Annotated in this window: 22 protein-coding genes; 13 read left to right on the top strand and 9 right to left on the bottom strand. The window is 71.7% G+C overall.

The window, feature by feature from the left end; genetic code table 11:
- The first annotated feature begins 306 nt into the window (after nt 1-306).
- The gene (locus AB0F98_RS00740; RefSeq protein ID WP_357726516.1) at nt 307-1,566 is read left to right on the top strand and encodes a hypothetical protein; all 1,260 of its coding nucleotides are present in this window, start codon (nt 307-309) and stop codon (nt 1,564-1,566) included.
- Nucleotides 1,567-1,701: 135 nt separating this feature from the next.
- Here the strand turns inward: AB0F98_RS00740 and AB0F98_RS00745 are convergent, their stop codons facing one another.
- Nucleotides 1,702-2,343 (bottom strand): methyltransferase domain-containing protein, encoded by a 642-nt coding sequence (locus AB0F98_RS00745; RefSeq protein WP_357726519.1) that lies wholly within the window; start codon nt 2,341-2,343, stop codon nt 1,702-1,704.
- A gap of 178 nt (nt 2,344-2,521) precedes the next feature.
- Nucleotides 2,522-2,692: a hypothetical protein gene (locus AB0F98_RS00750; protein ID WP_357726522.1), complete on the bottom strand. Its 171-nt coding sequence runs from the start codon at nt 2,690-2,692 to the stop codon at nt 2,522-2,524.
- 251 nt (nt 2,693-2,943) lie between these two features.
- Here AB0F98_RS00750 and AB0F98_RS00755 point away from each other — a divergent pair, with 251 nt between their 5' ends.
- Entirely contained in the window at nt 2,944-3,663 is a 720-nt protein-coding gene (locus AB0F98_RS00755; RefSeq protein ID WP_357726525.1) for a hypothetical protein, read from the top strand.
- 159 nt (nt 3,664-3,822) lie between these two features.
- Complete coding sequence (locus AB0F98_RS00760; RefSeq protein ID WP_357726528.1) at nt 3,823-4,197, top strand: hypothetical protein; 375 nt, start codon at nt 3,823-3,825, stop codon at nt 4,195-4,197.
- A 46-nt stretch (nt 4,198-4,243) separates the two neighbouring features.
- Here the strand turns inward: AB0F98_RS00760 and AB0F98_RS00765 are convergent, their stop codons facing one another.
- Complete coding sequence (locus tag AB0F98_RS00765; protein ID WP_357726531.1) at nt 4,244-5,152, bottom strand: DUF72 domain-containing protein; 909 nt, start codon at nt 5,150-5,152, stop codon at nt 4,244-4,246.
- Nucleotides 5,153-5,269: 117 nt separating this feature from the next.
- Here AB0F98_RS00765 and AB0F98_RS00770 point away from each other — a divergent pair, with 117 nt between their 5' ends.
- Complete coding sequence (locus tag AB0F98_RS00770) at nt 5,270-5,776, top strand: DinB family protein (protein ID WP_357726534.1); 507 nt, start codon at nt 5,270-5,272, stop codon at nt 5,774-5,776.
- Between the two features lie 59 nt (nt 5,777-5,835).
- Entirely contained in the window at nt 5,836-6,612 is a 777-nt protein-coding gene (locus AB0F98_RS00775) for a hypothetical protein (protein WP_357726537.1), read from the top strand.
- Between the two features lie 195 nt (nt 6,613-6,807).
- On the opposite strand, the gene AB0F98_RS00780 is transcribed toward AB0F98_RS00775, so the two are convergent.
- The 3 genes from AB0F98_RS00780 to AB0F98_RS00790 all read right to left on the bottom strand — a co-directional run bounded on the left by AB0F98_RS00780 (nt 6,808) and on the right by AB0F98_RS00790 (nt 9,917).
- Nucleotides 6,808-8,871: a glycogen debranching N-terminal domain-containing protein gene (locus tag AB0F98_RS00780; protein ID WP_357726540.1), complete on the bottom strand. Its 2,064-nt coding sequence runs from the start codon at nt 8,869-8,871 to the stop codon at nt 6,808-6,810.
- Entirely contained in the window at nt 8,868-9,269 is a 402-nt protein-coding gene (locus AB0F98_RS00785) for an SCP2 sterol-binding domain-containing protein (RefSeq protein WP_357726543.1), read from the bottom strand. Before AB0F98_RS00785 ends, AB0F98_RS00780 begins: the two co-directional genes overlap by 4 nt.
- Nucleotides 9,270-9,404: 135 nt before the next feature.
- Nucleotides 9,405-9,917: a DUF664 domain-containing protein gene (locus tag AB0F98_RS00790; RefSeq protein ID WP_357726546.1), complete on the bottom strand. Its 513-nt coding sequence runs from the start codon at nt 9,915-9,917 to the stop codon at nt 9,405-9,407.
- Between the two features lie 80 nt (nt 9,918-9,997).
- On the opposite strand from AB0F98_RS00790, the gene AB0F98_RS00795 reads away from it, so the two are divergent.
- Both AB0F98_RS00795 and AB0F98_RS00800 read left to right on the top strand, forming a co-directional pair.
- The gene (locus AB0F98_RS00795) at nt 9,998-10,513 is read left to right on the top strand and encodes a 2'-5' RNA ligase family protein (RefSeq protein ID WP_357726549.1); all 516 of its coding nucleotides are present in this window, start codon (nt 9,998-10,000) and stop codon (nt 10,511-10,513) included.
- 277 nt (nt 10,514-10,790) lie between these two features.
- Nucleotides 10,791-10,976, top strand: a complete 186-nt coding sequence (locus tag AB0F98_RS00800; protein ID WP_357726552.1) for a hypothetical protein — start codon at nt 10,791-10,793, stop codon at nt 10,974-10,976.
- A gap of 108 nt (nt 10,977-11,084) precedes the next feature.
- On the opposite strand, the gene corA is transcribed toward AB0F98_RS00800, so the two are convergent.
- Together corA and AB0F98_RS00810 are read right to left on the bottom strand one after the other, a co-directional pair.
- The gene (corA, locus tag AB0F98_RS00805) at nt 11,085-12,215 is read right to left on the bottom strand and encodes a magnesium/cobalt transporter CorA (protein ID WP_357726555.1); all 1,131 of its coding nucleotides are present in this window, start codon (nt 12,213-12,215) and stop codon (nt 11,085-11,087) included.
- 114 nt (nt 12,216-12,329) lie between these two features.
- Complete coding sequence (locus AB0F98_RS00810) at nt 12,330-13,076, bottom strand: SDR family oxidoreductase (protein ID WP_357726558.1); 747 nt, start codon at nt 13,074-13,076, stop codon at nt 12,330-12,332.
- A gap of 102 nt (nt 13,077-13,178) precedes the next feature.
- Between AB0F98_RS00810 and AB0F98_RS00815 the strand changes: the two genes are divergently transcribed.
- The 3 genes from AB0F98_RS00815 (at nt 13,179) to AB0F98_RS00825 (ending at nt 16,386) form a co-directional block, all read left to right on the top strand.
- A complete protein-coding gene (locus tag AB0F98_RS00815) occupies nt 13,179-14,069 on the top strand; it encodes a LysR substrate-binding domain-containing protein (protein ID WP_357726561.1) in 891 nt (296 codons plus the stop codon).
- A gap of 72 nt (nt 14,070-14,141) precedes the next feature.
- Complete coding sequence (locus AB0F98_RS00820) at nt 14,142-14,762, top strand: TetR family transcriptional regulator (protein WP_357726564.1); 621 nt, start codon at nt 14,142-14,144, stop codon at nt 14,760-14,762.
- A gap of 37 nt (nt 14,763-14,799) precedes the next feature.
- Nucleotides 14,800-16,386: an MDR family MFS transporter gene (locus tag AB0F98_RS00825; protein ID WP_357726567.1), complete on the top strand. Its 1,587-nt coding sequence runs from the start codon at nt 14,800-14,802 to the stop codon at nt 16,384-16,386.
- Nucleotides 16,387-16,459: 73 nt separating this feature from the next.
- Here the strand turns inward: AB0F98_RS00825 and AB0F98_RS00830 are convergent, their stop codons facing one another.
- The gene (locus AB0F98_RS00830) at nt 16,460-17,026 is read right to left on the bottom strand and encodes an ATP-binding protein (protein WP_357726570.1); all 567 of its coding nucleotides are present in this window, start codon (nt 17,024-17,026) and stop codon (nt 16,460-16,462) included.
- Between AB0F98_RS00830 and AB0F98_RS00835 the strand changes: the two genes are divergently transcribed.
- The 3 genes from AB0F98_RS00835 (at nt 16,940) to AB0F98_RS00845 (ending at nt 19,141) form a co-directional block, all read left to right on the top strand.
- Complete coding sequence (locus tag AB0F98_RS00835) at nt 16,940-17,320, top strand: STAS domain-containing protein (protein WP_357726573.1); 381 nt, start codon at nt 16,940-16,942, stop codon at nt 17,318-17,320. The two genes, AB0F98_RS00830 and AB0F98_RS00835, sit on opposite strands and share 87 nt — an antisense overlap.
- A gap of 84 nt (nt 17,321-17,404) precedes the next feature.
- Complete coding sequence (locus tag AB0F98_RS00840; RefSeq protein WP_357726576.1) at nt 17,405-18,628, top strand: GAF domain-containing SpoIIE family protein phosphatase; 1,224 nt, start codon at nt 17,405-17,407, stop codon at nt 18,626-18,628.
- A gap of 111 nt (nt 18,629-18,739) precedes the next feature.
- A complete protein-coding gene (locus AB0F98_RS00845; protein ID WP_357726579.1) occupies nt 18,740-19,141 on the top strand; it encodes a DUF2267 domain-containing protein in 402 nt (133 codons plus the stop codon).
- Nucleotides 19,142-19,296 lie beyond the last annotated feature (155 nt).

A 19,296-nucleotide genomic window follows, 5' to 3' on the forward strand; every position in this document is an offset into this window, starting at 1 on the left:
CCGACAACGCCTCGGCACCCCGCGCGACCCGCCGCGCAGTCGATCGGACCCGCGTCTCGCACCGGCGTTTCAACACACCTCGTCCCCGGCGGATTCCACCCGGCCACCCCGATGGGCCAGGTGATCAGGAGGTTCGGGTCAGGAACGACCCGGATCCTGGCGGAGACCTTCTGATCATCGCGTACGGCGGATCGGCGCGTCACACGCACCCGACCACCGTCGGGGATTGACGTTCATCACACCGAAGTGGTCTGATCGCGGCCTCGAAGAATCTTTCATATTTCGATGGGCAGATGGAGGACTCGTATGTCCAGCTTCCGTCGTACCGCCCTGGTGGCGGCGCTCGCCGTCACCACGGCCGCACTGTCGACCGCCGTCGCGCTGCCGGCTCCGGCCTCGGCCGCGCTGCCCACCGCCGCGGTCGCCATCGGAGACAGCTTCATCAGCGGTGAGGGCGCCGGGTCGTACACCCCGGTGGTCGACGTCAACGGCGTCGCTCAGGGCTTCCCGGGCTGGACGGCGCCGAACAGCAACGCGTACTTCTGCCACCGCTCGGCCAACGCCTCCCTGCACCAGGCGAACCTGCCAGGCATCCAGGCCCGGTTCAACCTGGCCTGCTCCGGCGGGCAGCCCCACGACATCGCGACGGCGTCGGCGGCACGGACGAAGGGCCGCCAGGTCGCCGCCCAACTCGACCAGCTCCGGGCGGTGGCCCAGACCCACGACATCGACCTGGTGCTGGTCGGCCTCGGCTCGAACAACAGCTCGTTCACCTTCGGGAACGTGGCCGAGAAGTGCGCCAACCGGTTCATCGCCGACGCGTGGACCGGCTGGTGGGAGTTCTGGGCCTACCTCAACGGCCCGGTTCCCCAGCAGCCGTGCGACGACGCCGACCTGGCCACCGCGGCACAGTTCGACGCCGCGACCGCGGAGACCGTCGCAGCCGCACGCCAACTGCTGACCACGCTCGACCAGGTCGACGCGGACGGGGAGCACCGGGTCGTCTTCCAGGACTACACCAACCCGTTGCCGTTCGACCTGCAGTCCAACTTCCGCAGCGAGGACGGCCGGGACGACACCCGGGACAAGTTCCGCGCGCTCGGCGCCGAACGGTACGCCGCCGGCTGCCCGATCCACCGCGCCAGCCTGCTGCCCGGCCACCACTTCTCCCAGGGGCTGGGCAGCCTGGTGCAGTCGACCCGGGACACGCTGGCCGCCGAGTTCCCCGCCGCCGACCTGGTCTACCTGAACGTTCAGCAGGCCTTCGACGGCGCGCGGCTCTGCGAGTCCGCGGCCAGCCCCACCGGCGCGCTGGCCACGCCGATCCGGCTCCAGAACAACCCGCCCGACGGCACCTTCGTCACGAGCCTTGCCGGCAAGGACAAGATCGCCATCCAGCGCATCGCGAACACCTGCGCCACGTACTTCCAGACCTGTCAGGAGTCCTGGCACCCGAACGCCGCCGGGCACCAGGTGCTCGGGCAGTGCCTCACCGGCGCCGCGGCCACGGCCGCCCGCGCGGTCACCTGCGTCCGCGCCGGCAACGGGTCGGTCACCGTCTCCTGACCAAGGACGTACGGAAGGACCCACCAGGCCGCCCCTGAAGCCCGGCCAGCGGACGGAACCGGGGAGCCCGGTCCCGCGGGCCACGCGCTCGGGATCCGCCGAACAACTTCCGGTCGTACGGCGGATCCCGGTGCGCTAGGGGCGCAGCGCCGCGCCGAGCACGTGCGGGGCGGCGGGCCCCGGGACGCCGGTTTCCGGGAAGCGGAACCGGTCCAACTCGGTGACGGTGAACCCGGCCGCGCCGATCGCCGCCAGCGTGTCGCGGCCGGTGTGGCAGCCACCGCAGAGCAGCGGCCAGCAGGTGGCGTCGACCACTCGCTGGACCCGGCGCAGGCCGGGCGAACGCGACCGGACGTGCTCGAAGAAACGCAGCTGCCCGCCGGAGCGCGTCACCCGGTGCGCCTCACGCAGCACGGCCGCCTGGTCGGCGACCGAGCAGAGCACCAGGGACACCACGACGGCGTCGGCCACCGCGTCCGACACCGGCAACGCCTCGGCCAACCCGTCGGCGACCGTGACCGGCACCGGCGCCGCCGCCGCGGCGACCCGGGCCGCGGCCCGCAGCCGGGGCTCCGGTTCGACGGCGAGCACCCTGGTCACGGTCGCCGGGTAGTGGGCGAAGTTACGTCCGTTGCCCGCGCCGACCTCGACCACGACGCCGCGCAGGCCGGCCAGTAGCCGGTGCCGGTGCCTCGCCCCGCCGGCACGGTCCATCGCCACACTGGCCCGCTCGAACACGCGGGCGAACAGCGGATGTGAAACTCGCCTACCGGTCATCGCTTCTCCGTCCGGGGGCACGGCACGGCCGGCGTCGAGCGGTGATCCGGCAGGCCGGCGGGACGCGGCCGCGGTCCCGTGCCGTCGGATCCCCGCGCCGGAGCGACGGTCCATACCGAGGAAAGCCGATGCCCAGCAGGCTAGGCGAAGCGGTCGAGGGGTGGGACCCCCGCCGAGGTCACTCCTCCGGTTCGATCGGCACCATCTCACCGTCGCGTTCGACCCGGATCTCGCCGTGGTCGCGTCGCGGCGGCACCTCCGCGATGTTCCGGTTGGGGTCGTTGCCCGGGTGCATCAGCACCGCGTCGGTGTCGGAAGTCTTCTCCCGGCTCTCATCCGGCTGCGTCATGGCACTTGCCCCCTCCTCGTTGGTCCCCCCTGCTCTACCCCCGCAGGCCCGGACGACTCCTCCCAGCGTGCCCGTAGCCCTTCCCGGCCCCCGCAACGGCGTGGTCGGCCCGGCTCGGTGCGGTCGCGTCTCCCGACGCACCGTTGTCCCCGTCCGTTCCACCGCCAGAGGTCTCGACCCGTGACACACCGGGGGTTAGCCGCAAGGGCGGCGGGTATGCCGCAGCGCCCGACACGGCGGAAGGGGATCAGATGTCGGAACGGCATAGCGCACTGCGCTCGATGCACGATCTGGGCTTGGCGGCCTGGTTCGGAGGGTCCCTGATGGGGGCGTTCGGCGTCAACGGCGCGGCGGGGAAGATCAAGGATGCGACGCAACGGCTTCCGGTGGCCTCGGCCGGCTGGTCCCGGTGGACGCCGGTGAACGCCGCCGCGATCGGCGCGCACCTCGCCGGCGCGGTCGGCGAACTGGTCACGGAGAGCCCACGGGTGGCCGCCCAGGCGGGCGTGGCGCGGGCCACGGTCGTCAAGACCGCACTGACCGTGGGCGCGCTCGCGGTCACCGGCTACAGCCGGCTGCTCGGCATGCGGTTGCAGCGGGCCGGCAACCCGCCGGTCGACGGCGTCACCGAACCGAACCACATGACCCCGGTGCAGGTGGCGGCCAGCCAGCGCCAGATGAAGCTGCTCCAATGGGCGGTGCCGGCCCTGACCGGCGCGTTGGTGGTGGTGACCGCCTACATGAGCGAGCAGCAGAAGCCGGGCCAGATGTGGCGCGGAGTGCTGAACCGGGCCGGCGGAATGATGGGCGCTCCGAAGGGCATGGCCAAGTTCGCAGCCGTGAGCAAGCTGACGGGGATGAACCGGCCCGCCGGGGGCGGCAGGATGGCCTTGGTGCACCTGCCCGCCGGAATCGGCAGGTTCGCGGGCATGGGAGCGGCCAAGCGGCCGACGGCCATGTCCAGCCGCTGAGCCCGACCGAGGAACCACTCATCCGCCGATCCGGCGGCGATCCCGCGGGATCGCCGCCGGATCGGCGGATCAGCGCTCGGCCGTGGCACTCGGCGCGCATGACCCGCGCGATGACGGGCAATCAGCCGCCGGTACCGGCGGACGAGCAGCGAGGTGGACATGACGGCGGACAAGGGACGCGATGACGGCCAGGCCCCGCGCGACCCGGAGGCCACGGTGCCGTGGGGCACCCGGGACGTCTACGACACGGAACCGCCCTGGGGCGTTGACGAGGACGATCCGATGGACGAGGGCAGCGAGGAGACGGCCGTCCCGCCTGGACGACGCGGCGAGCGCCGGGCCGGCCTGCCGTCCGGCCCGTCCGGGCCCGCGGGCCGGCACGGCTTCGGCTCGGTCGAACCGACCCGGGCGCCGATGGCCGGCCCGGGTGCGCCACCCGACCCGGCACCCAGCGGCCGGTCCTTTCCCGACGACGCCGACATCGACGAGCGGGCGCAGGACGCCTTCCGCAGCCGGGGCCGCCGTTCCGCCTGACCGATGCGAGCCGTCGGACCCTGCCGGACCTGCCGGTCGTACGGGTTCAGCTGGGGGCGCCGGCTGGCGCGGGACGCTGGTGCCCGGCGTCGGCCAGCAGCCCGGCCATCCGCCCAGCGTCGCGCTGCGCCTGGCCGGCACAACAGTTGTTGAACAGCACGTGCAGCTCGCTGGACTGCCCGGCCAGCTCGGTGAGCAGCTCCGACCAGTGGCGTAGCTCCCGCTCGCCGTACGCGTAGCGGAACTTCTCCCGTTTGTCCCCCGTCGCCCAGTCGTCGCTGTGCCCGTGGAACCGAACCATCGCCAGCTCCGTGGTGGCGATGAGGACCGGTGGGACCGAGGACGGGTGGCCCTGCGGCATGTCGACGCAGACGAGGCTGAGTTCGTGCCTACGCAGGAAGTCCACCGTGTCCAGCGCGGCCCGTCCGTCGAACCAGGATCGGTGTCGAAACTCCACGCCGACGCGCCACGGTCGGCACCGCTCGGCCAGGTCGACCACGCGTCGTTGGGCGGCAGCGCCACGGGCCAGCCACGGGGGCAGCTGGAGCAGCACCGCGCCGAGCTTGCCGGCCGCCGCGATCGGGTCCAACGCCGCGCGGAACCGGGCCCACATCTCGTCGTACGCCCCGGCGGACAGGTCCCGGCGGCGTACCCGTTCCGGGCCGCCCGCCGGGCGCAGGTCGCGCGGCAGCGCGGTGACGGGTGTGGGATGACCGGTGAAGAGACTGAACGCCTTGATGTCGAAGCTGAACCCGTCCGGGGCCGCGTCGGCCCAACCCTGCGTGGTCTCCGGTGCGGGCACCGCGTAGTACGAGGTGTCGACCTCGACGACCGGGAAGTGCCGGGCGTACCAGCGGAGCCGATCGGCCGGTGTGTTCGCCGACCGTGGATACCAGCCGGAGCCCAACACCTCCCGGTCGGCCCAGGACGACGTGCCAACCCGAATCACACCCATGTCATTCCGGTACCCGGGCCGCGCCCCCCGCAACCTCGGCGGACCAGCGGAAAGTGTCGGTACCTGAACGTACGGTGTCCCTGTCCCTGGTCGACAGACGAGCGAAGGGCGACATCCATGAGCACCGTGCAACAGGTCACCACCAGCGAACGGGCGGACCTCGTGCAGACGCTCCGCCGGCACCGTGACTTCCTGCGGCAGACCGTCGAGGGCCTCACCGACGAACAGGCGGCCGCCCGCACCACCGTCAGCGAACTCTGCCTCGGCGGCCTGATCAAGCACGTCGCGGGCACCGAGGAGAGCTGGATGCGATTCGCGGTGGGCGGCGCGGATGGCATGCAGAGCGCGCCGGTCGACTGGGAGGGCCAGTTCCGGATGCGCGAGGGTGAGACGCTCGCCGGGCTGCTCGACGACTATGCCCGGGTGGCGGCACGCACCGACGACCTGGTCGCCATGCTCGACCTCGACTCCACGCACCCCCTGCCGGTCGCACCCTGGTTCGAGCCGGGGGCGAGCTGGTCGGTCCGGCGGGTGTTGCTGCACGTCATCGCCGAGACGGCGCAGCACGCCGGGCACGCCGACATCCTGCGCGAGTCAATCGACGGGGCCAAGACCATGGGCTGACCAGCCGGCGGGCGAGGTGATGTGACGTCTCGTGGGCGCGCGGCGCTGACCGACACGAGATGAACGCAGAGCGGATGGACCAGGAGACCGTCGAACGGCTGCTCGACAGTCCCGTCGATGCCACGCGCGCCGAGACACATCCGATCGTGCCGCTCCTGCTGGCCGTGCGTGCCGAGCCCCACCCGCACGAGTTCGACGGCGAGAGTGCCGCGCTGATGGGGTACCGCCGGGCTCTGACCGACGCACCGGGTCCGCGGCTGCGCCCGGACACACCGCCGGTGCCGGTGGGTGCCGCGCCCGGCCGCGGCCTCATCCGTCTCGGGGCGCGAGCGGGCGTCGCCGCACTCGCCCTGGCCGCGACCGGCGGGATTGCCCTCGCCGCCACCGGGACCTGGCCGGGGTCGCGGCCGGCACCGCCGCCCAGCGTCCCGGCGTCGTCGGCACCGGCACCGACGACGAGCGCGGTGCCGCCGGGAAGCACCACCGCACCGGCGCCCTCGGCGGAACCCGGCGGGACGGCGCGGCCCGATCCTGAGGTCGCCCTTCCGGACCTGTGCCGGGCGTACCGCGCCGACGACGACCCCGGCGCGCTCGACAGCCCAGCCCTCGCCGGTCTCGTCGCGGCCGCGGGTGGCCGGTCCCGGGTACCCGGCTTCTGCGACCGGATGCTCGCCGACGACGCTCGGCACGCCACACCTCCCGGCCAGGTCAGGACTCCCACCCAGCGGAACGGACGCTCCGTGACACCATCCACCGAGCATCCCGGCCCTCCGGACGAGCGTGAACGCCGCACCCCGCCGGCCGACCCGCCGAGCGTGGCCGACCGGCACCGTTGACGTGGTGCGCTGAGCGTCGCCGTGGCGGCCGAGCCCGGAACGGCTCGCCACGGAGGTCGACCCCGTGACGGCGCTGTCCGCGCGATCTGCCGCGCCAGCCACCCGGACCGGATCGGACTGGACCGGTCCGGTCCGGATCAGACCGGACCGGAGCGGAGCGTCGGCAAGCTGCTCGGCCGGCCGAGAGGCGTGCGCTCAGCGCATCCGCGGGCGTCGCGCGCGGAGGTTGCCGCGGTCCCGCCCGTACGCGTCCGAATGCCCCCAGCGGCCGGGGATGTCCAACAGCTCGATCCGCCCGAACCCCGCCGGCAGCACGGGGCTCACCAGCAGGTTTTCGCCGCTGGGCCGCAGCCCGAGCAGGGTGGCGAGCAGCATCAGCAACCCGCCCGAGGACCAGGCCTGGGGTCGGCCGGCCGCCGGCAGCTGGATCGGATACTTCGTCACCTCGCGTTCGTATCCGGCGATGAGCTCGGGTACCGAACCGCCGAGCGTGCACGCCATGTCGAAGATGCCCGACGCGATCCGGGCAGCCTCCGCGTCGCGGCGATAATTGCGCAGCCCCGCCACGATCAGGGCGTTGTCCGACGGCCAGACCGCACCGAGGTGCGATCCGACCGGGTTGTACCGGTGCTGCCCGGCCGCGAACGTTCGCACCCCCCAGCCGGAGAAGAGATCCGGACCGACCAGGTGGGCGGCGAGCGCGCGGGCCCGTTCCTCCTCGACGATGCCGCTCCACAGCAGATGCCCCATGTTTGACGACAGCGCATCGACCGGCGTGCCGTCCGGCTCCAGCGCCAGCGCGTAGTACTCCGCTTGCGGGAGCCAGAAGTCGTTGTTGAACCGCCGTTTCAGCTCCGCCGCCTCCCGCTCCAGCCGGTCGGCGTACTCCGGCTCGCCCCAGAACTCCCGGGCCAGCCGGGCGCCACGTCGCTTGGCGTCGTACGCGTAGCCCTGGAGCTCGCAGGTGGCCCGGGGGAGGCCTGGTATCCGGCCGTCGGCGTACGTGATCGCGTCCGGCGAGTTCTGCCAGCCCTGGTTGACCCACCCCTTGCGGTCGTTGCGCGTCAGGTACCGCAGGTAGCCGTCACCGGTGAGGTCGCCGTACTCGTCGATCCAGTCCAGCGCCATCCGGGCCGGATGCCGCAGCTCGCGGACCAGGTCGGCGTCGCCCGACCAGCGCTCGTACTCGTCGAGCAGGACGACGAACAGCGGTGTGGTGTCCGCCGCGCCGTAGTAGAGGGCCGTCGGCTCCTCGCCGAACGCCGCCGCCTCGCCGTAGCGCAGCTCGGCCAGGATCTTCCCCGGCTCCTCGTCGTGCTCGTCGTCGAGCCTGTCCCCTTGCAGCGTGGCAAGGGTGTCCAGCGTCGCCCTGGCCAGTTCGGGAAGGAACGCCAACGTCTGTAGACAGGTGATGATCGCGTCCCGCCCGTACAACGCCATTCCCCACGGCAGGCCGCCCACCGGCACGAACCCCGTCTTGCTGAGCGGAAGGTAACGCAGCGCGGCCAGGTCGACGAGACACTGCCGGTACACCGCCGTCAGCTCCGGCCGCTCGGAGATCAGCAGCGGTGCCCGGTCGAGCCATTCCTGGAGGTCCTCGCGCATGGTGTGGCGGACGTGCTGCCGGTGCTCCTCCAGGCTGGCCCGTAGGTCGCGCCCGGCCGCGCCCTCGATGTGCGTCGCGACGTGCAGGTCCGTGATCCACTCGCCTTCCGGCTCGATCCGGATCCGGTACGTCAGTCCACCCTCGTCCACGTCCACGGGAGCGGTGCTGGTGACGACCGTCTGGCGGACGAACCGGTCCCGGGCGTACCGGAACCGCAGTTGGCGCCGCTCCGAGTCAGCGACCACGGAGACGTCGCGCGTACGCGGCTGTTGGATCTCCGAGGTGTCGGCGAAGTCGGATCCGATGTCCAGCCGGACGGTGAACTCGGCCGGCTCGGCGGAGTGGTTGAGCACGACGATGCGCTCATGAAAGGCCTCGTCGAGGGACCGATGCCGGATCAGCGAGACGTCCGTGTCGACGTAGTGGCTGGCCGCCCCGGGCACCAGGAAGAACCGGGTCTCGAAGTACGTCATGTCGTCACGGGAGAGGGCGTTCAGCCGTTCGCCGTCGACCTTGAGCACCCAGTGGGACAGGAACCGGGTGTCGAACGCGAAGTAGCCGATGGGGTCGTGCGGGTCGACGAGGATGTCACCCTGTCCGTCGCTGATGGCGAAGGCGTTCCCCGACATCACGTACACCCGCTCCGGTCTCATCGGCGACCGTCCCGTCCGGTGGAGGGATCGGCCGCGAGCTGCCGGGCGGCCTCGCGGGGGTGCCGGGCGCCCGCCGGGCCGGGGAAGATGCGGCGGAACACCACGAAGAGCCGCATGTCGCCCGCGACGGTCAGGTCGTTGCGCAGCATCGCCGCCGAGGCGCGCAGCTGCCCGGCGGCCATCCGGTCGAACACCGTCCGGTGCGCCCGCAAGACCAGGTCGGCCTCGTCGGCGGAGCGGCTGAACTCGACGTGCTGGTCGGTGACGGTGAGGTACCAGTGCTGGGTCCAGCCGTCTTCGTACGCGTCGAGGCGGAGCGTCCCGTTCAACGTCTCCGGTATCTCGGGACGTCGCTCAGGCGTCAGCGCCAGCAGCTGCTCCGCGGCCGTCGTGCCCATCAGTCTCCTCCCCTCGTCCGGTCACCTTCCCAGCGGCGGGGGTGAGTCCGGCTCACCCGCGACGGGTGAGTTCACGGCCGCGGGGTGGGTCAACCCGACGGGTGACACGACGCGGGCGGAGGGATCGTGGCGCGGTCAGCCCGTCCTGATCAGCCCACGGACGTAGGCGGCCTGGCCCACGTGCTGGAGGTCGTCCTCGATGACGCTGACCAGTCGGACCCCGAGCGTCACCGGCGGGTCCCACGAGGTGTCGACCACCCGGTCCAGGTCCTCGGCCTGCAACCCGGAGAGGAACTCTCGGGTACGGGTGTGTACCGCGTCGTAGTAGTCGAGCAGCACCTGCGCGCTCTCCGGCCGGACCGCGGCGACCTGTTCGGGCGTGTGCCCGTACCCGGTGTCGCCCGGGTCGGCGCGGGCCAGGCCGAAGCGGCCCGCCCAGTCACCGGTCACCCAGATCTGCTCGGTGTCGAGCAGTTCGGCCAGGTGGCCGTCCTGGACCCGGGTCAGGTGCCAGACCAGCCAGCCCACCGGGTTGGCGCCTCGGCTGGGAGCCTGGCGCAGCTGCTCCGGGCCGAGACCGTGGACCGCGCCGCGGACCAGGTCGGGCAGCCGGTCGTACGTCTCGATCAGCAGGTCACTCACGTCCACGTCGTACGCCTCCCGAGGGTCGTCTCCGCTCCCTGGTACCGCCCTCCACCCCGGCCAAACCTGCCCGTTACCGTGATCACGTGGTCGCGGCGCTGGAGCTATACCTCGACACCGACGCCACCCGTCGGATCCGGGTGCTGTGGGACGCGCTGGAGTCCGAGGGTGTGCAGAGCATGCGGTCCCTGCTGGAGCAGCGGCACCGCCCGCACGTGTCGCTCGCGGTGGCGCCCCGGTTCGATCCCGAACGGGTCGGCGCGGCGCTGCGTGGCATGGTGGTCGCGGCGCCGCTGCGGCTGTCGTTCGAGCACGTCGGGCAGTTCGTCGGCCGGGTGCTCTGGCTCGGTCCGGCGCCGACCGCCGAACTGCTCGCGCACCACCGGCAGGTGCACGCCCGGCTCGCGGCGGCCGGCATCACCCTGGTCGAGCACTACCAGCCGGGGCGCTGGGTGCCACACTGCACGCTGTCGATGCGGGTGCCGAACGCGCTGATGGCCGCCGCCGTACGACGTTGCCTGGAGATGCTGCCGCTGGAGGCGACGGTCGTCGGCGCAGCGCTCACCGACCACGCTCGCGGCATCTCCTGCCCCCTGCCCTGATCACCCCACCGCCCTCGACCGACCGAGACCTGCGGTGGGCTGCCCACCCGCTCGATGAGGTGGGCGGGCGGGTTGCCGGGAGCCTGGTTCGGGACGACACGAGTCGGGTAATGGGAAACCGCGTGTGCAGACGCTCCCTGGCGTGGGATCGTTCGAGTGAGCCGTGTCACAACAGGCCGGCGTGCGGGCCGCGAGGGGGCGGGATCCGCCCACCTGCCGCCCACCGCCGCTGTCGGTGGGCTCCGAGGGGTCACGGCTGCAAGAGAGAGGCATCGCCATGCAGGCTCAACGCAGCGCGCCACCGGTCGAATCGAGCCAGACCAGCGAAGAATCGCAGGTCGCCGGCAACACCGGACCTTCCACCCCCCTCTCGATCTGGGCCGCCGCGGCCCTGCTCGGCAGGATCGGCACCGACGAGGACGACATCGAGGACGAGCGCCACATCCTGCGCGGATTCGAGTAGCGGGCACAGCTCTCGGAACGCGACGCGCGGCGTCCGCGAGATCCGACCCTGGTCCGTACGCAGATCGACGATGATCCGTACCCGGATCGGCGATGGCCCGTGCCCGGATCACAGCCAGCCGCGTCGCTTGAAGATCAGGTAGAGGGTGCCGCAGACGAGCGCCATCAGCGCGATCGCGAAGAGGTACCCGAACCGCCAGCGCAACTCCGGCATGTGCACGAAGTTCATGCCGTAGACCGTGCCGATCAGGGTGGGTGCGAACAGGATCGCCGCCCACGAGGAGACCTTCTTCAGCTCCTCGTTCTGGGCGTAGCTGGCCGCGGTGAGGCTGCGCATCTCCTCGTTCTGCTGCTGCGAGACCAGGGTGGCGTTGACCGTGAGGATGTTCTGCAACAGGTGTCGGAAGCTGTCCACCCGTTCCACCACCTGGGTCAGGTGGTCGTTGACGTCCCGCAGGTAGCGCTGCAGTTCCTCGTCGGTGCCGTACTTGCCGGAGCCCGCCGCGAGCGCGTTCAGCACGCCGAGCAGCGGTCGGGCGGCCCGCTGGAACTGGATCACCTCCCGGCTCAGCTCGTAGATGCGCCGGCTCGCGTTGGGGTCGCCGCCGAAGACCTCCGTCTCGATCTCGTCGATGTCGTGTTCCAGTCCCGCCACGACCGGGGCGTACCCGTCGACCACCTGGTCGAGGATCGCGTAGAGCACCGCCTGCGGGCCACGGGCCAGCATCCCCGGTTCGCCCTCCATCCGGCCCCGGACGGTGGCGAGGTCGGGCGCCTCGCCGTGCCGGACGGTGATGACGAAGCCCGGGCCGATGAACAGGTGCACCTCGCTGAACTCGACCTCCTCGCGTACGTCGACGTAGCGGGCGGCGCGCAGCACGATGAAGAGCGTCTCCCCGTACCGTTCGAGCTTGGGTCGCTGGTGCGCGTTGATCGCGTCCTCGACCGCGAGGTCGTGCAGCCGGAACTCCTGGGCGAGGGAGAGGATCTGCTCACGGCCCGGCCGGTAGAGCCCGATCCACGCCATCCCGTCGTCCAGCTCCTGCAGGCAGCGGTACGTGTCGGCGAGGGTGGGCGGTGAGGCGTGCCGGTGCCCGTGGGCGTAGACGGCACTGTCGACCAACCCTCCCGGACCGCTCTGCGGCTCCTGCGGCCACCACCCGCCCGGCTCGTGCTCGTGCTCGTCGAGGCGGCGGCCGAAACCGCCCTCCTCCTCCGGGAGGTGACCGTTGCCGACCATGAACACCTCCCCACCGCTGCCCGACGGACGGCACGGGCGGCGACCCGCTCACCACGCCGGCCGGGTCGCTCTACATCCCCGCCTTCCGGCCACCGAAACCGCCCGCCCCACCGCTCAGGCGAGCAGCGAGCCGCCGTCGACGGTGATGATCGTGCCGGTGGCGAACGAGTCGGCCATGCAGAACAGGTAGGCCGGGGCCACGTCGTCGACCTCGCCCACCCGGCCCAGCGGAACCGCGTCGGCGGTCTGGCGGTACAGCTGCTCGCGGATCTCCTCGTCCATCCCGCCCCAGAGCGGGCTGCGGACCACGCCGGGGCGAACGGCGTTCACCCGGATCCGGCGGGGGGCCAACTCCACGGCGAGTGCCCGGGTGAGCGCTTCGGTCGCCCCGCAGATGCTGGACGCCACCGACCAGCCCGGCCCGGGGCGGCTGCCCGCGGTGCCGGTGGTCAGGGTGATGGAGCCACCGTCGCGAAGGTACGGCGCCGCGGCCTGTACCGCGCCGAGCGCCCCGAAGTAACGCAGCGCGAAGAACTCGCGGGCCCGCCCCAGGTCGAGCTCGGCCAACGGCATGAGAGTCAACGGCTCGCCGGCGGTGTAGGCGAGGTGGTCGATCACGATGCCGCTGTCGGCGAGCCCGGCGAAGAGCCGACCCACCGCGGCAGCGTCGGTCAGATCGACCGCGTGGCCGTGGGCGCTCTCCGGTAGTTCGGCGAGCGCCCGATCGACGCTGGCCGGGTTGCTGGAGACGACGGTGACGGTGGCTCCGGCGGCGCACGCCGCACGCGCCGTGGCGAGGCCGATGCCGGAGGTGCCGCCGAGAACGACGACGTGCTGGGAGTCAAGGTTCTGTGATGCCACTGTGTGCCCTTCTCGCGAATGTCGTGACACCCACCCTGCGCGCCGGAGCGAGCCGGCGTCCAAGACCTCTCTGGCCTCCTGTGATACCCGTAAGGTATTGACATGCCCGCCGACCTGGACCTCCGGAAGCTGCGGTACTTCCTCGCCGTCGCCGAGCACCGGCACTTCGGCCGGGCCGCCGCCCAGCTGCGCATCGCCCAGCCGGTGCTCTCCCGCCAGATCCGGGCGTTGGAGCGCGAACTGGGCGCAGAACTGCTGGTCCGCGACCGGCGACGCACCGAGCTGACCCCGGCCGGCGAGCAGTTGCGCGAGGAGGCGGGTCCGCTGCTGGCGCGGGCGACCGCCGTGCAACGGCGGGTCGCCGCGACCGCCCGCGGTGGCGCCGGCACCTTCACCGTCGGGTTCATGCCCGGCCTCACCGTCACCGCCGAAGTGCGCGCCCTCCGCGAGGCCAACCCCGGGCTGGACGTCGAGGTCGTCCGCACCAGCTGGGACACCCAGACCGAGGTAATCCGTGACGGGCGCGTCGACGTCGGATACGTCCGGCTCCCGATCGACGAGCGCGACCTGGCCCTGGAGCCGCTGTTCGAGGAGGCCCGGGTGGTCGTGGTGGCGGCCGACCATCCGCTGGCCGGCCGGCCACGGGTCAGCATCGAGGAACTCGGGGGCGAGCATCTCCTGCAGAACCCGGAGGCGGTCCCGGAGTGGCGGGCCGACGCCCACGGGCGGGGCGCCCGGCACGCCACCGAGACACCGGCGCTGACCGTGGAGGAGAAGCTGGAGTACGTGGCGGCCGGGCGCGGCATCATCGTGCTGCCGCTGTCCACGGCCCTCTTCTACAGCCGGCCCGACGTCAGGCACAGCGTCGTACCCGACATCGGCCCCAACCGGGTCTGCCTCGCGTGGGCCGCGGACAGCCGCAGCCGCCTGGTGCGGCAGTTCTTGACCATCGCGGTGGAGACGCACCGGCCTGGAACGCCGCGCCAGGGGTGACGGAGGCGTTAGCCATCTCACTTCACACCGCGAAAGTTTGCCGGAGCTGAAAGTTCTCCCTAGGTTGTTACGGTGATCGAGCAACCCGCTGCGCAGACCGTCGGACTACGGGACCGCAAAAAGCAGCAGACCCGCGATGCGCTGGCGACCGCCGCGCTGCGCCTGGTCGCCGAACGCGGCCTCGAACACGTGACGGTCGAGGAGATCAGCGCGGCGGCGGACGTCTCCTCCCGGACGTTCTTCAACTACTTCCCCTGTAAGGACGACGCCCTCGTCGCCGACCACTCCGTCGACAGCGCCCGTTTCCTGACCCGGTTGGCGCAGGTACCGCCGGAGGTCCCCGCTCTCGCGGCCGTACGCTCGGCCCTCGCCGAGATGATCGACCGGATGCAGGCCGACCGCGAGCGCTGGCTGCTGCGGATGGTGGTCATCGAACGGAATCCCGCCCTGCTGCCGCGCCTGGTCGCCGCCGGCGTCGAGACGGAACGGACGATGACGGAACTGCTCGCCGGCCGCGTCGGCGTACCGCCCGATCATCATTTTCCGGCCCTGCTCGCGGCCGTGACCGGCGCCGCCTTCCGATCTGCCATGCTCCGCTGGGCCGCCGACGACGGAGCGCGTTCCTTGTCCGACCTGGTGGACGAGGCGTTCGAGACGCTCGCCGCCGGCCTGCCGGACCCGCAGGCCCCCTGACTCCCATCCCTTCCGTACCCACGAATTAAGGAACCCGATGTCCGCACCCACCGCGCCCATCGACGCGGTCGAGGCCGCCCCGACACGCATGTCCCCACGGGAGGTCCTGCAGGCCCTCTCCGGACTGATGGTCGGCATGTTCGTATCGATCCTCGCGTCCACGGTCGTGGCGAACGCGCTGCCGCGCATCATCGCCGACCTGCACGGCAGCCAGACGGTCTACACCTGGATCGTCACCACCGAACTGCTGGCCATGACGGCGACCGTGCCGCTCTGGGGCAAGCTGGCCGACCTCTTCAGCAAGAAGCTGCTCATCCAGTCGTCCCTGTCGCTCTTCGTGATCGGCTCGCTGATCGCCGGCTTCACCCCGAACGTCGAGGTGCTGCTGATCAGCCGGATCGTCCAGGGCGTCGGCGCGGGCGGCATGACCGCCCTGGCCACGATCGTCATGGCGGCCATGATCCCGCCGCGGGAGCTCGGCCGGTACGCCGGCATCTTCGGCGCCGTCTTCGGCGTCGGCACCATCGCCGGACCACTGATCGGCGGCGTCCTGGTCGACACGTCCTGGCTCGGCTGGCGCTGGTGCTTCCTGATCGGCGTCCCGTTCACCCTGCTGTCGATCTTCCTGCTCCAGCGGACGCTGCACCTGCCCGTCACCCGGCGCAAGGTACGCATCGACTGGCTCGGCGCGCTCCTGATCACGACCGGCGTCTCGCTGCTGCTGATCTGGTCGTCCCTGGCCGGCAACAAGTTCGCCTGGGCGTCCGGCTGGAGCGCACTGATGGTCGCCGGCGGCGTCGTCCTGCTGGCCGTGGCGGTGTTCGTGGAGTCCCGGGCCGCAGAGCCGATCATCCCGTTGAAGATCTTCCGGAGCCGGACCGTCTCGCTGGCCACGATCGCCAGCGTCCTCGTCGGCGTGGCGATGTTCGGCGGCACGGTCTTCCTGTCGCAGTACTTCCAGATCTCGCTCGGCAAGTCGCCGACCGTGGCCGGTCTGATGAGCCTTCCGATGATCTTCGGTCTGCTCGTGTCGTCGACGATCGCCGGTCAGCTCATCACCAAGTACGGGCGTTGGAAGATGTTCCTCGTCGCCGGTGGTGCGACCATGACCGCCGGCATGGTCCTGCTCGGCACCATCGACGCGCGGACCAGCGTCGTCGTCCTGTCGATCTACATGGCCGTGCTCGGCATCGGCGTCGGCATGCTCATGCAGAACCTGGTGCTGGCGGCCCAGAACGACGTCCCGGCCCAGGAACTCGGCGCGGCCACCTCCGTGCTGACGTTCTTCCGCAGCATGGGCGGCGCCATCGGCGTCAGCGCGCTCGGCGCCGTGCTCGCCAACCGGATCACCACCCTGATGTCCGAGAAGCTGGGGCCGGCCGCGTCCGGCGGCGGCTCGACCAACGAGGTGCCCGACCTCACCAAACTGCCCGAGCCGGTGCTACGGATCGTGCAGGACGTCTACGGCATCGCCACCGCCGACCTGTTCCTGATCGGCGCGCCGCTGGCACTGCTCGCGATGGTCGTGGTTCTCTTCATCAAGGAGAAGCCGCTGCACACCCTCAGTGGTGACGAGCGGCGGGCCCAGGAGGAGGCTGCCCAGGCGGCCGCCATGTCCCACTGACGACCCCCACCGGGACGGGGTCCCGTGGCGCCGGCACCGCGCCACGGGACCCTTCAGGGCCGCGGATCTTCGATCATCTCGGGGTCGCGAAGGCACTCAGCGTGACGACCGTGCCCGCGCCTGAGGTTTCGATGGTGACATCCGCGCAGAGCCGCTGCACCAGCCAGAGCCCCCGACCGCCGAGCGTCTGCGGCGACGGCAGGCGAGGAGAGACATCGGCGGACATGCCGCCGCCATGATCGCGCACGGTGACCACCACCGCGCCCAGGCCCACTCTGATGGTGACGTCGGCAGTACCGCCACCGTGCTGGATCGCGTTGATCACCACCTCGTTGACGGCGATGGTGAACTGTTCCGCGCTGTCGGAGTCCAGGCCGGCGCTCACTGCCGCATCGGTCACCCGATGCCGGACGGCCGCGACGCCGGGTGCCGTGACACCGCGTACCGTCGCCAGCGCCGGACGCGAATCCGGCTGGTCGGCTGATGTCACATCCACGAGGTCCTCACCGCCGGAGCCTAACCACCACCGGCGATCTTCGCCCGAGGCGTCACGATGCCGGTGACTCACTATAAAGTCGGCACGTTCCCCCAGCCCGGGACGCGAGAGGAGAAGGACGTGCCGCTGTCGAACCCCCACCATCCTGACGCCGGTGGCGTCAGGGTGACCGCGCGGGGTGAGATCGACCTCTCCACCGCCGATGACCTGCAACACGAGATCGAGGCGGCCATCGCCAGCACCGCCTCGGCGGTCACCGTCGATCTCGCCGAGGTCACCTTCCTCGACTCGGCCGGGATCAACGCCCTGCTCAAAGGGCGACGGCTCGCCGACGAGCATCACAAGCCGTACCACGTCACGAACGCGCAGGGTATGGTCCGGCAGCTCCTGCGGCTGACAGGAGTGTGGGACCACCTCTCCAGGCCGGCGGGCGGGTAGTCGCGTTGCGGCGGCAGCGGGCAACGCACCCGGTACGATCGGACGCCGGCATGCAGGCCGGGCCCCGGTGAGGAAGCGACGGTGATGAGCAGCGACACCTCGCACGCCGGCAGTGAGGAGAAGCTCCGGCGACTGCAGGCGGTGACCGACGCCGCGCTCTCCCAGCTCGGCCTTGAGGACCTGCTGGACGAGCTGCTGGAACGCACCCGCGACCTGCTCCAGGCCGACACGGCCGCGATCCTGTTGGTCGACGCCAACGGCGAGGAACTGGTCGCCACCGCGGCGAGCGGTCTGGAACAGGAGGTCCGCCAGGGCGTACGGCTGCCCGTCGGTCGCGGCTTCGCCGGCTCGGTCGCCGCCCGCGGCGAGCCGCTCATGATCGAGCACGTCGACCGGACCAACGTCGTCAATCCGATCCTGATCACCCGCGGGGTGGCCTCCGTCCTGGGCGTGCCGATGCTCAACGGTTCCCAGGTCATCGGCGTCCTGCACGTCGGCACGCTCACCCCGCGGCGGTTCACCAGCGACGACGTCGACCTGCTCCGGCTGGTGGCCGACCGGGCCAGCCTGGCCACCCAGGCCCGGCTGTCGCGGCTCGACCGGGCTGCCGCGGTGGCCCTGCAACGCAGCCTGCTGCCCGCCCGCCCGCGGACGGTGCCCGGGCTCGACGTGGCCGCGCGTTACGTCCCCGGCACCGCCGTCGGGGTCGGTGGCGACTGGTACGACCTGTTCCCACTGCCGTCCGGGCACGTCGGGGTCGCCATCGGCGACGTCGCCGGCAACGGCCTGCGCGCCGCCGTCGTCATGGGCCGCATCCGCAGCGCGCTGCGGGCCTACGCGCTGGAGAGCGACGAACCCGCCGACGTGCTCACCCGCCTCGACCGCAAGGTGCAGCTCTTCGAGCCGGGCGCCATGGCCACCGCTCTCTACGCCGTCCTGGACCCCACACTGCGGAGCCTCACCATCGCCAGCGCCGGGCACCTGCCCCCGCTTGTCGCCGAGCCGGGCGAGGGCACCCGGCTCGTCCCGGTCGAACCGGACCTTCCGCTCGGCGCGTACCCCGGCGCTCCCCGGCACAGCACCCGCACCGAACTGGCGCCCGGTGGCTGCCTCTTCCTCTACACCGACGGGCTCATCGAACGGCGCACCCGTCCGCTCGACGTGGGGATCGACCTGCTGCTCCGGTCGCTGACCTGCCAGCCGGCCGACACGATGTGCAGCACGGCGATGGGCACCCTGCTCGGCGAGGAGGAAGCCACCGACGACGTCGCCGTCCTGGCCGTACGACGTACCGACGGCGCGGTCTGACCGCCGCCGGCGGCCCTTGAAGGTGCGGCGGCCACGGCCGCCCGTGCAACGGTTTGCCGCCCCCGGCACGCGGGTAGACGCCGCTGTCCGTGCCAGAGAAGGGCGGCGAAGGTGCAGAACAACGAGTTCATCGACTCCGTGGCGAAACGGCTGCGGACCTCGCCCGAGCAGGCGACCGCCATAACGCGGGCCACGCTCACCACGCTGGCCGAGCGAATCGAGAGCGGAGAGGCCAAGGACCTCGCGGCCCAGCTGCCCGAGGAACTGCAGGGGTACGCTCACGGGCCCGCCGGTGAAACCGGCCGATTCAGCTTCAACTCGTTCATCAACCAGGTCAGCGGGCGGGCCGAGGTGGACGGCTCGACGGCGCGGGACGGCGTACGCGCGGTCTTCGACACGCTGCGCGAGGCGATCCCACCCGGGGCGTACGACGACGTCGTCACCCAGCTGCCCGCCGAATTCTGGCAGCTCACCGACTCCGCCGGCCGGTACGACGGCCGACCCGGAAGCTGATCGGCGACCGGGTTCAGGGAGCCGCTGACCGGTCTACGCATCAGCCGCCGGCCGCGTGAGTCACCGAAGCGGAGCGGGCGCGTCTCGTCTGGCGGGCCGACCGGGAGCATCTGCCCGGCATGCGCGACGTCCGTTACGCCGCGGCCCGGCACTGA

This window comes from Micromonospora sp. NPDC023737 (assembly GCF_040639715.1).
GTDB lineage: Bacteria > Actinomycetota > Actinomycetes > Mycobacteriales > Micromonosporaceae > Micromonospora.

Excerpts from the sequence above, each read along its gene's own strand:
- AB0F98_RS00740 (WP_357726516.1), top strand. The coding sequence starts at position 307 with ATGTCCAGCTTCCGTCGTACCGCCCTGGTGGCGGCGCTCGCCGTCACC.
- AB0F98_RS00745 (WP_357726519.1), bottom strand. The coding sequence starts at position 2,343 with ATGACCGGTAGGCGAGTTTCACATCCGCTGTTCGCCCGCGTGTTCGAG.
- AB0F98_RS00750 (WP_357726522.1), bottom strand. The coding sequence starts at position 2,692 with ATGACGCAGCCGGATGAGAGCCGGGAGAAGACTTCCGACACCGACGCG.
- AB0F98_RS00755 (WP_357726525.1), top strand. The coding sequence starts at position 2,944 with ATGTCGGAACGGCATAGCGCACTGCGCTCGATGCACGATCTGGGCTTG.
- AB0F98_RS00760 (WP_357726528.1), top strand. The coding sequence starts at position 3,823 with ATGACGGCGGACAAGGGACGCGATGACGGCCAGGCCCCGCGCGACCCG.
- AB0F98_RS00765 (WP_357726531.1), bottom strand. The coding sequence starts at position 5,152 with ATGGGTGTGATTCGGGTTGGCACGTCGTCCTGGGCCGACCGGGAGGTG.
- AB0F98_RS00770 (WP_357726534.1), top strand. The coding sequence starts at position 5,270 with ATGAGCACCGTGCAACAGGTCACCACCAGCGAACGGGCGGACCTCGTG.
- AB0F98_RS00775 (WP_357726537.1), top strand. The coding sequence starts at position 5,836 with ATGAACGCAGAGCGGATGGACCAGGAGACCGTCGAACGGCTGCTCGAC.
- AB0F98_RS00780 (WP_357726540.1), bottom strand. The coding sequence starts at position 8,871 with ATGAGACCGGAGCGGGTGTACGTGATGTCGGGGAACGCCTTCGCCATC.
- AB0F98_RS00785 (WP_357726543.1), bottom strand. The coding sequence starts at position 9,269 with ATGGGCACGACGGCCGCGGAGCAGCTGCTGGCGCTGACGCCTGAGCGA.
- AB0F98_RS00800 (WP_357726552.1), top strand. The coding sequence starts at position 10,791 with ATGCAGGCTCAACGCAGCGCGCCACCGGTCGAATCGAGCCAGACCAGC.
- corA (WP_357726555.1), bottom strand. The coding sequence starts at position 12,215 with ATGGTCGGCAACGGTCACCTCCCGGAGGAGGAGGGCGGTTTCGGCCGC.
- AB0F98_RS00815 (WP_357726561.1), top strand. The coding sequence starts at position 13,179 with ATGCCCGCCGACCTGGACCTCCGGAAGCTGCGGTACTTCCTCGCCGTC.
- AB0F98_RS00825 (WP_357726567.1), top strand. The coding sequence starts at position 14,800 with ATGTCCGCACCCACCGCGCCCATCGACGCGGTCGAGGCCGCCCCGACA.
- AB0F98_RS00835 (WP_357726573.1), top strand. The coding sequence starts at position 16,940 with ATGCCGGTGACTCACTATAAAGTCGGCACGTTCCCCCAGCCCGGGACG.
- AB0F98_RS00830 (WP_357726570.1), bottom strand. The coding sequence starts at position 17,026 with ATGGTGGGGGTTCGACAGCGGCACGTCCTTCTCCTCTCGCGTCCCGGG.
- AB0F98_RS00840 (WP_357726576.1), top strand. The coding sequence starts at position 17,405 with ATGAGCAGCGACACCTCGCACGCCGGCAGTGAGGAGAAGCTCCGGCGA.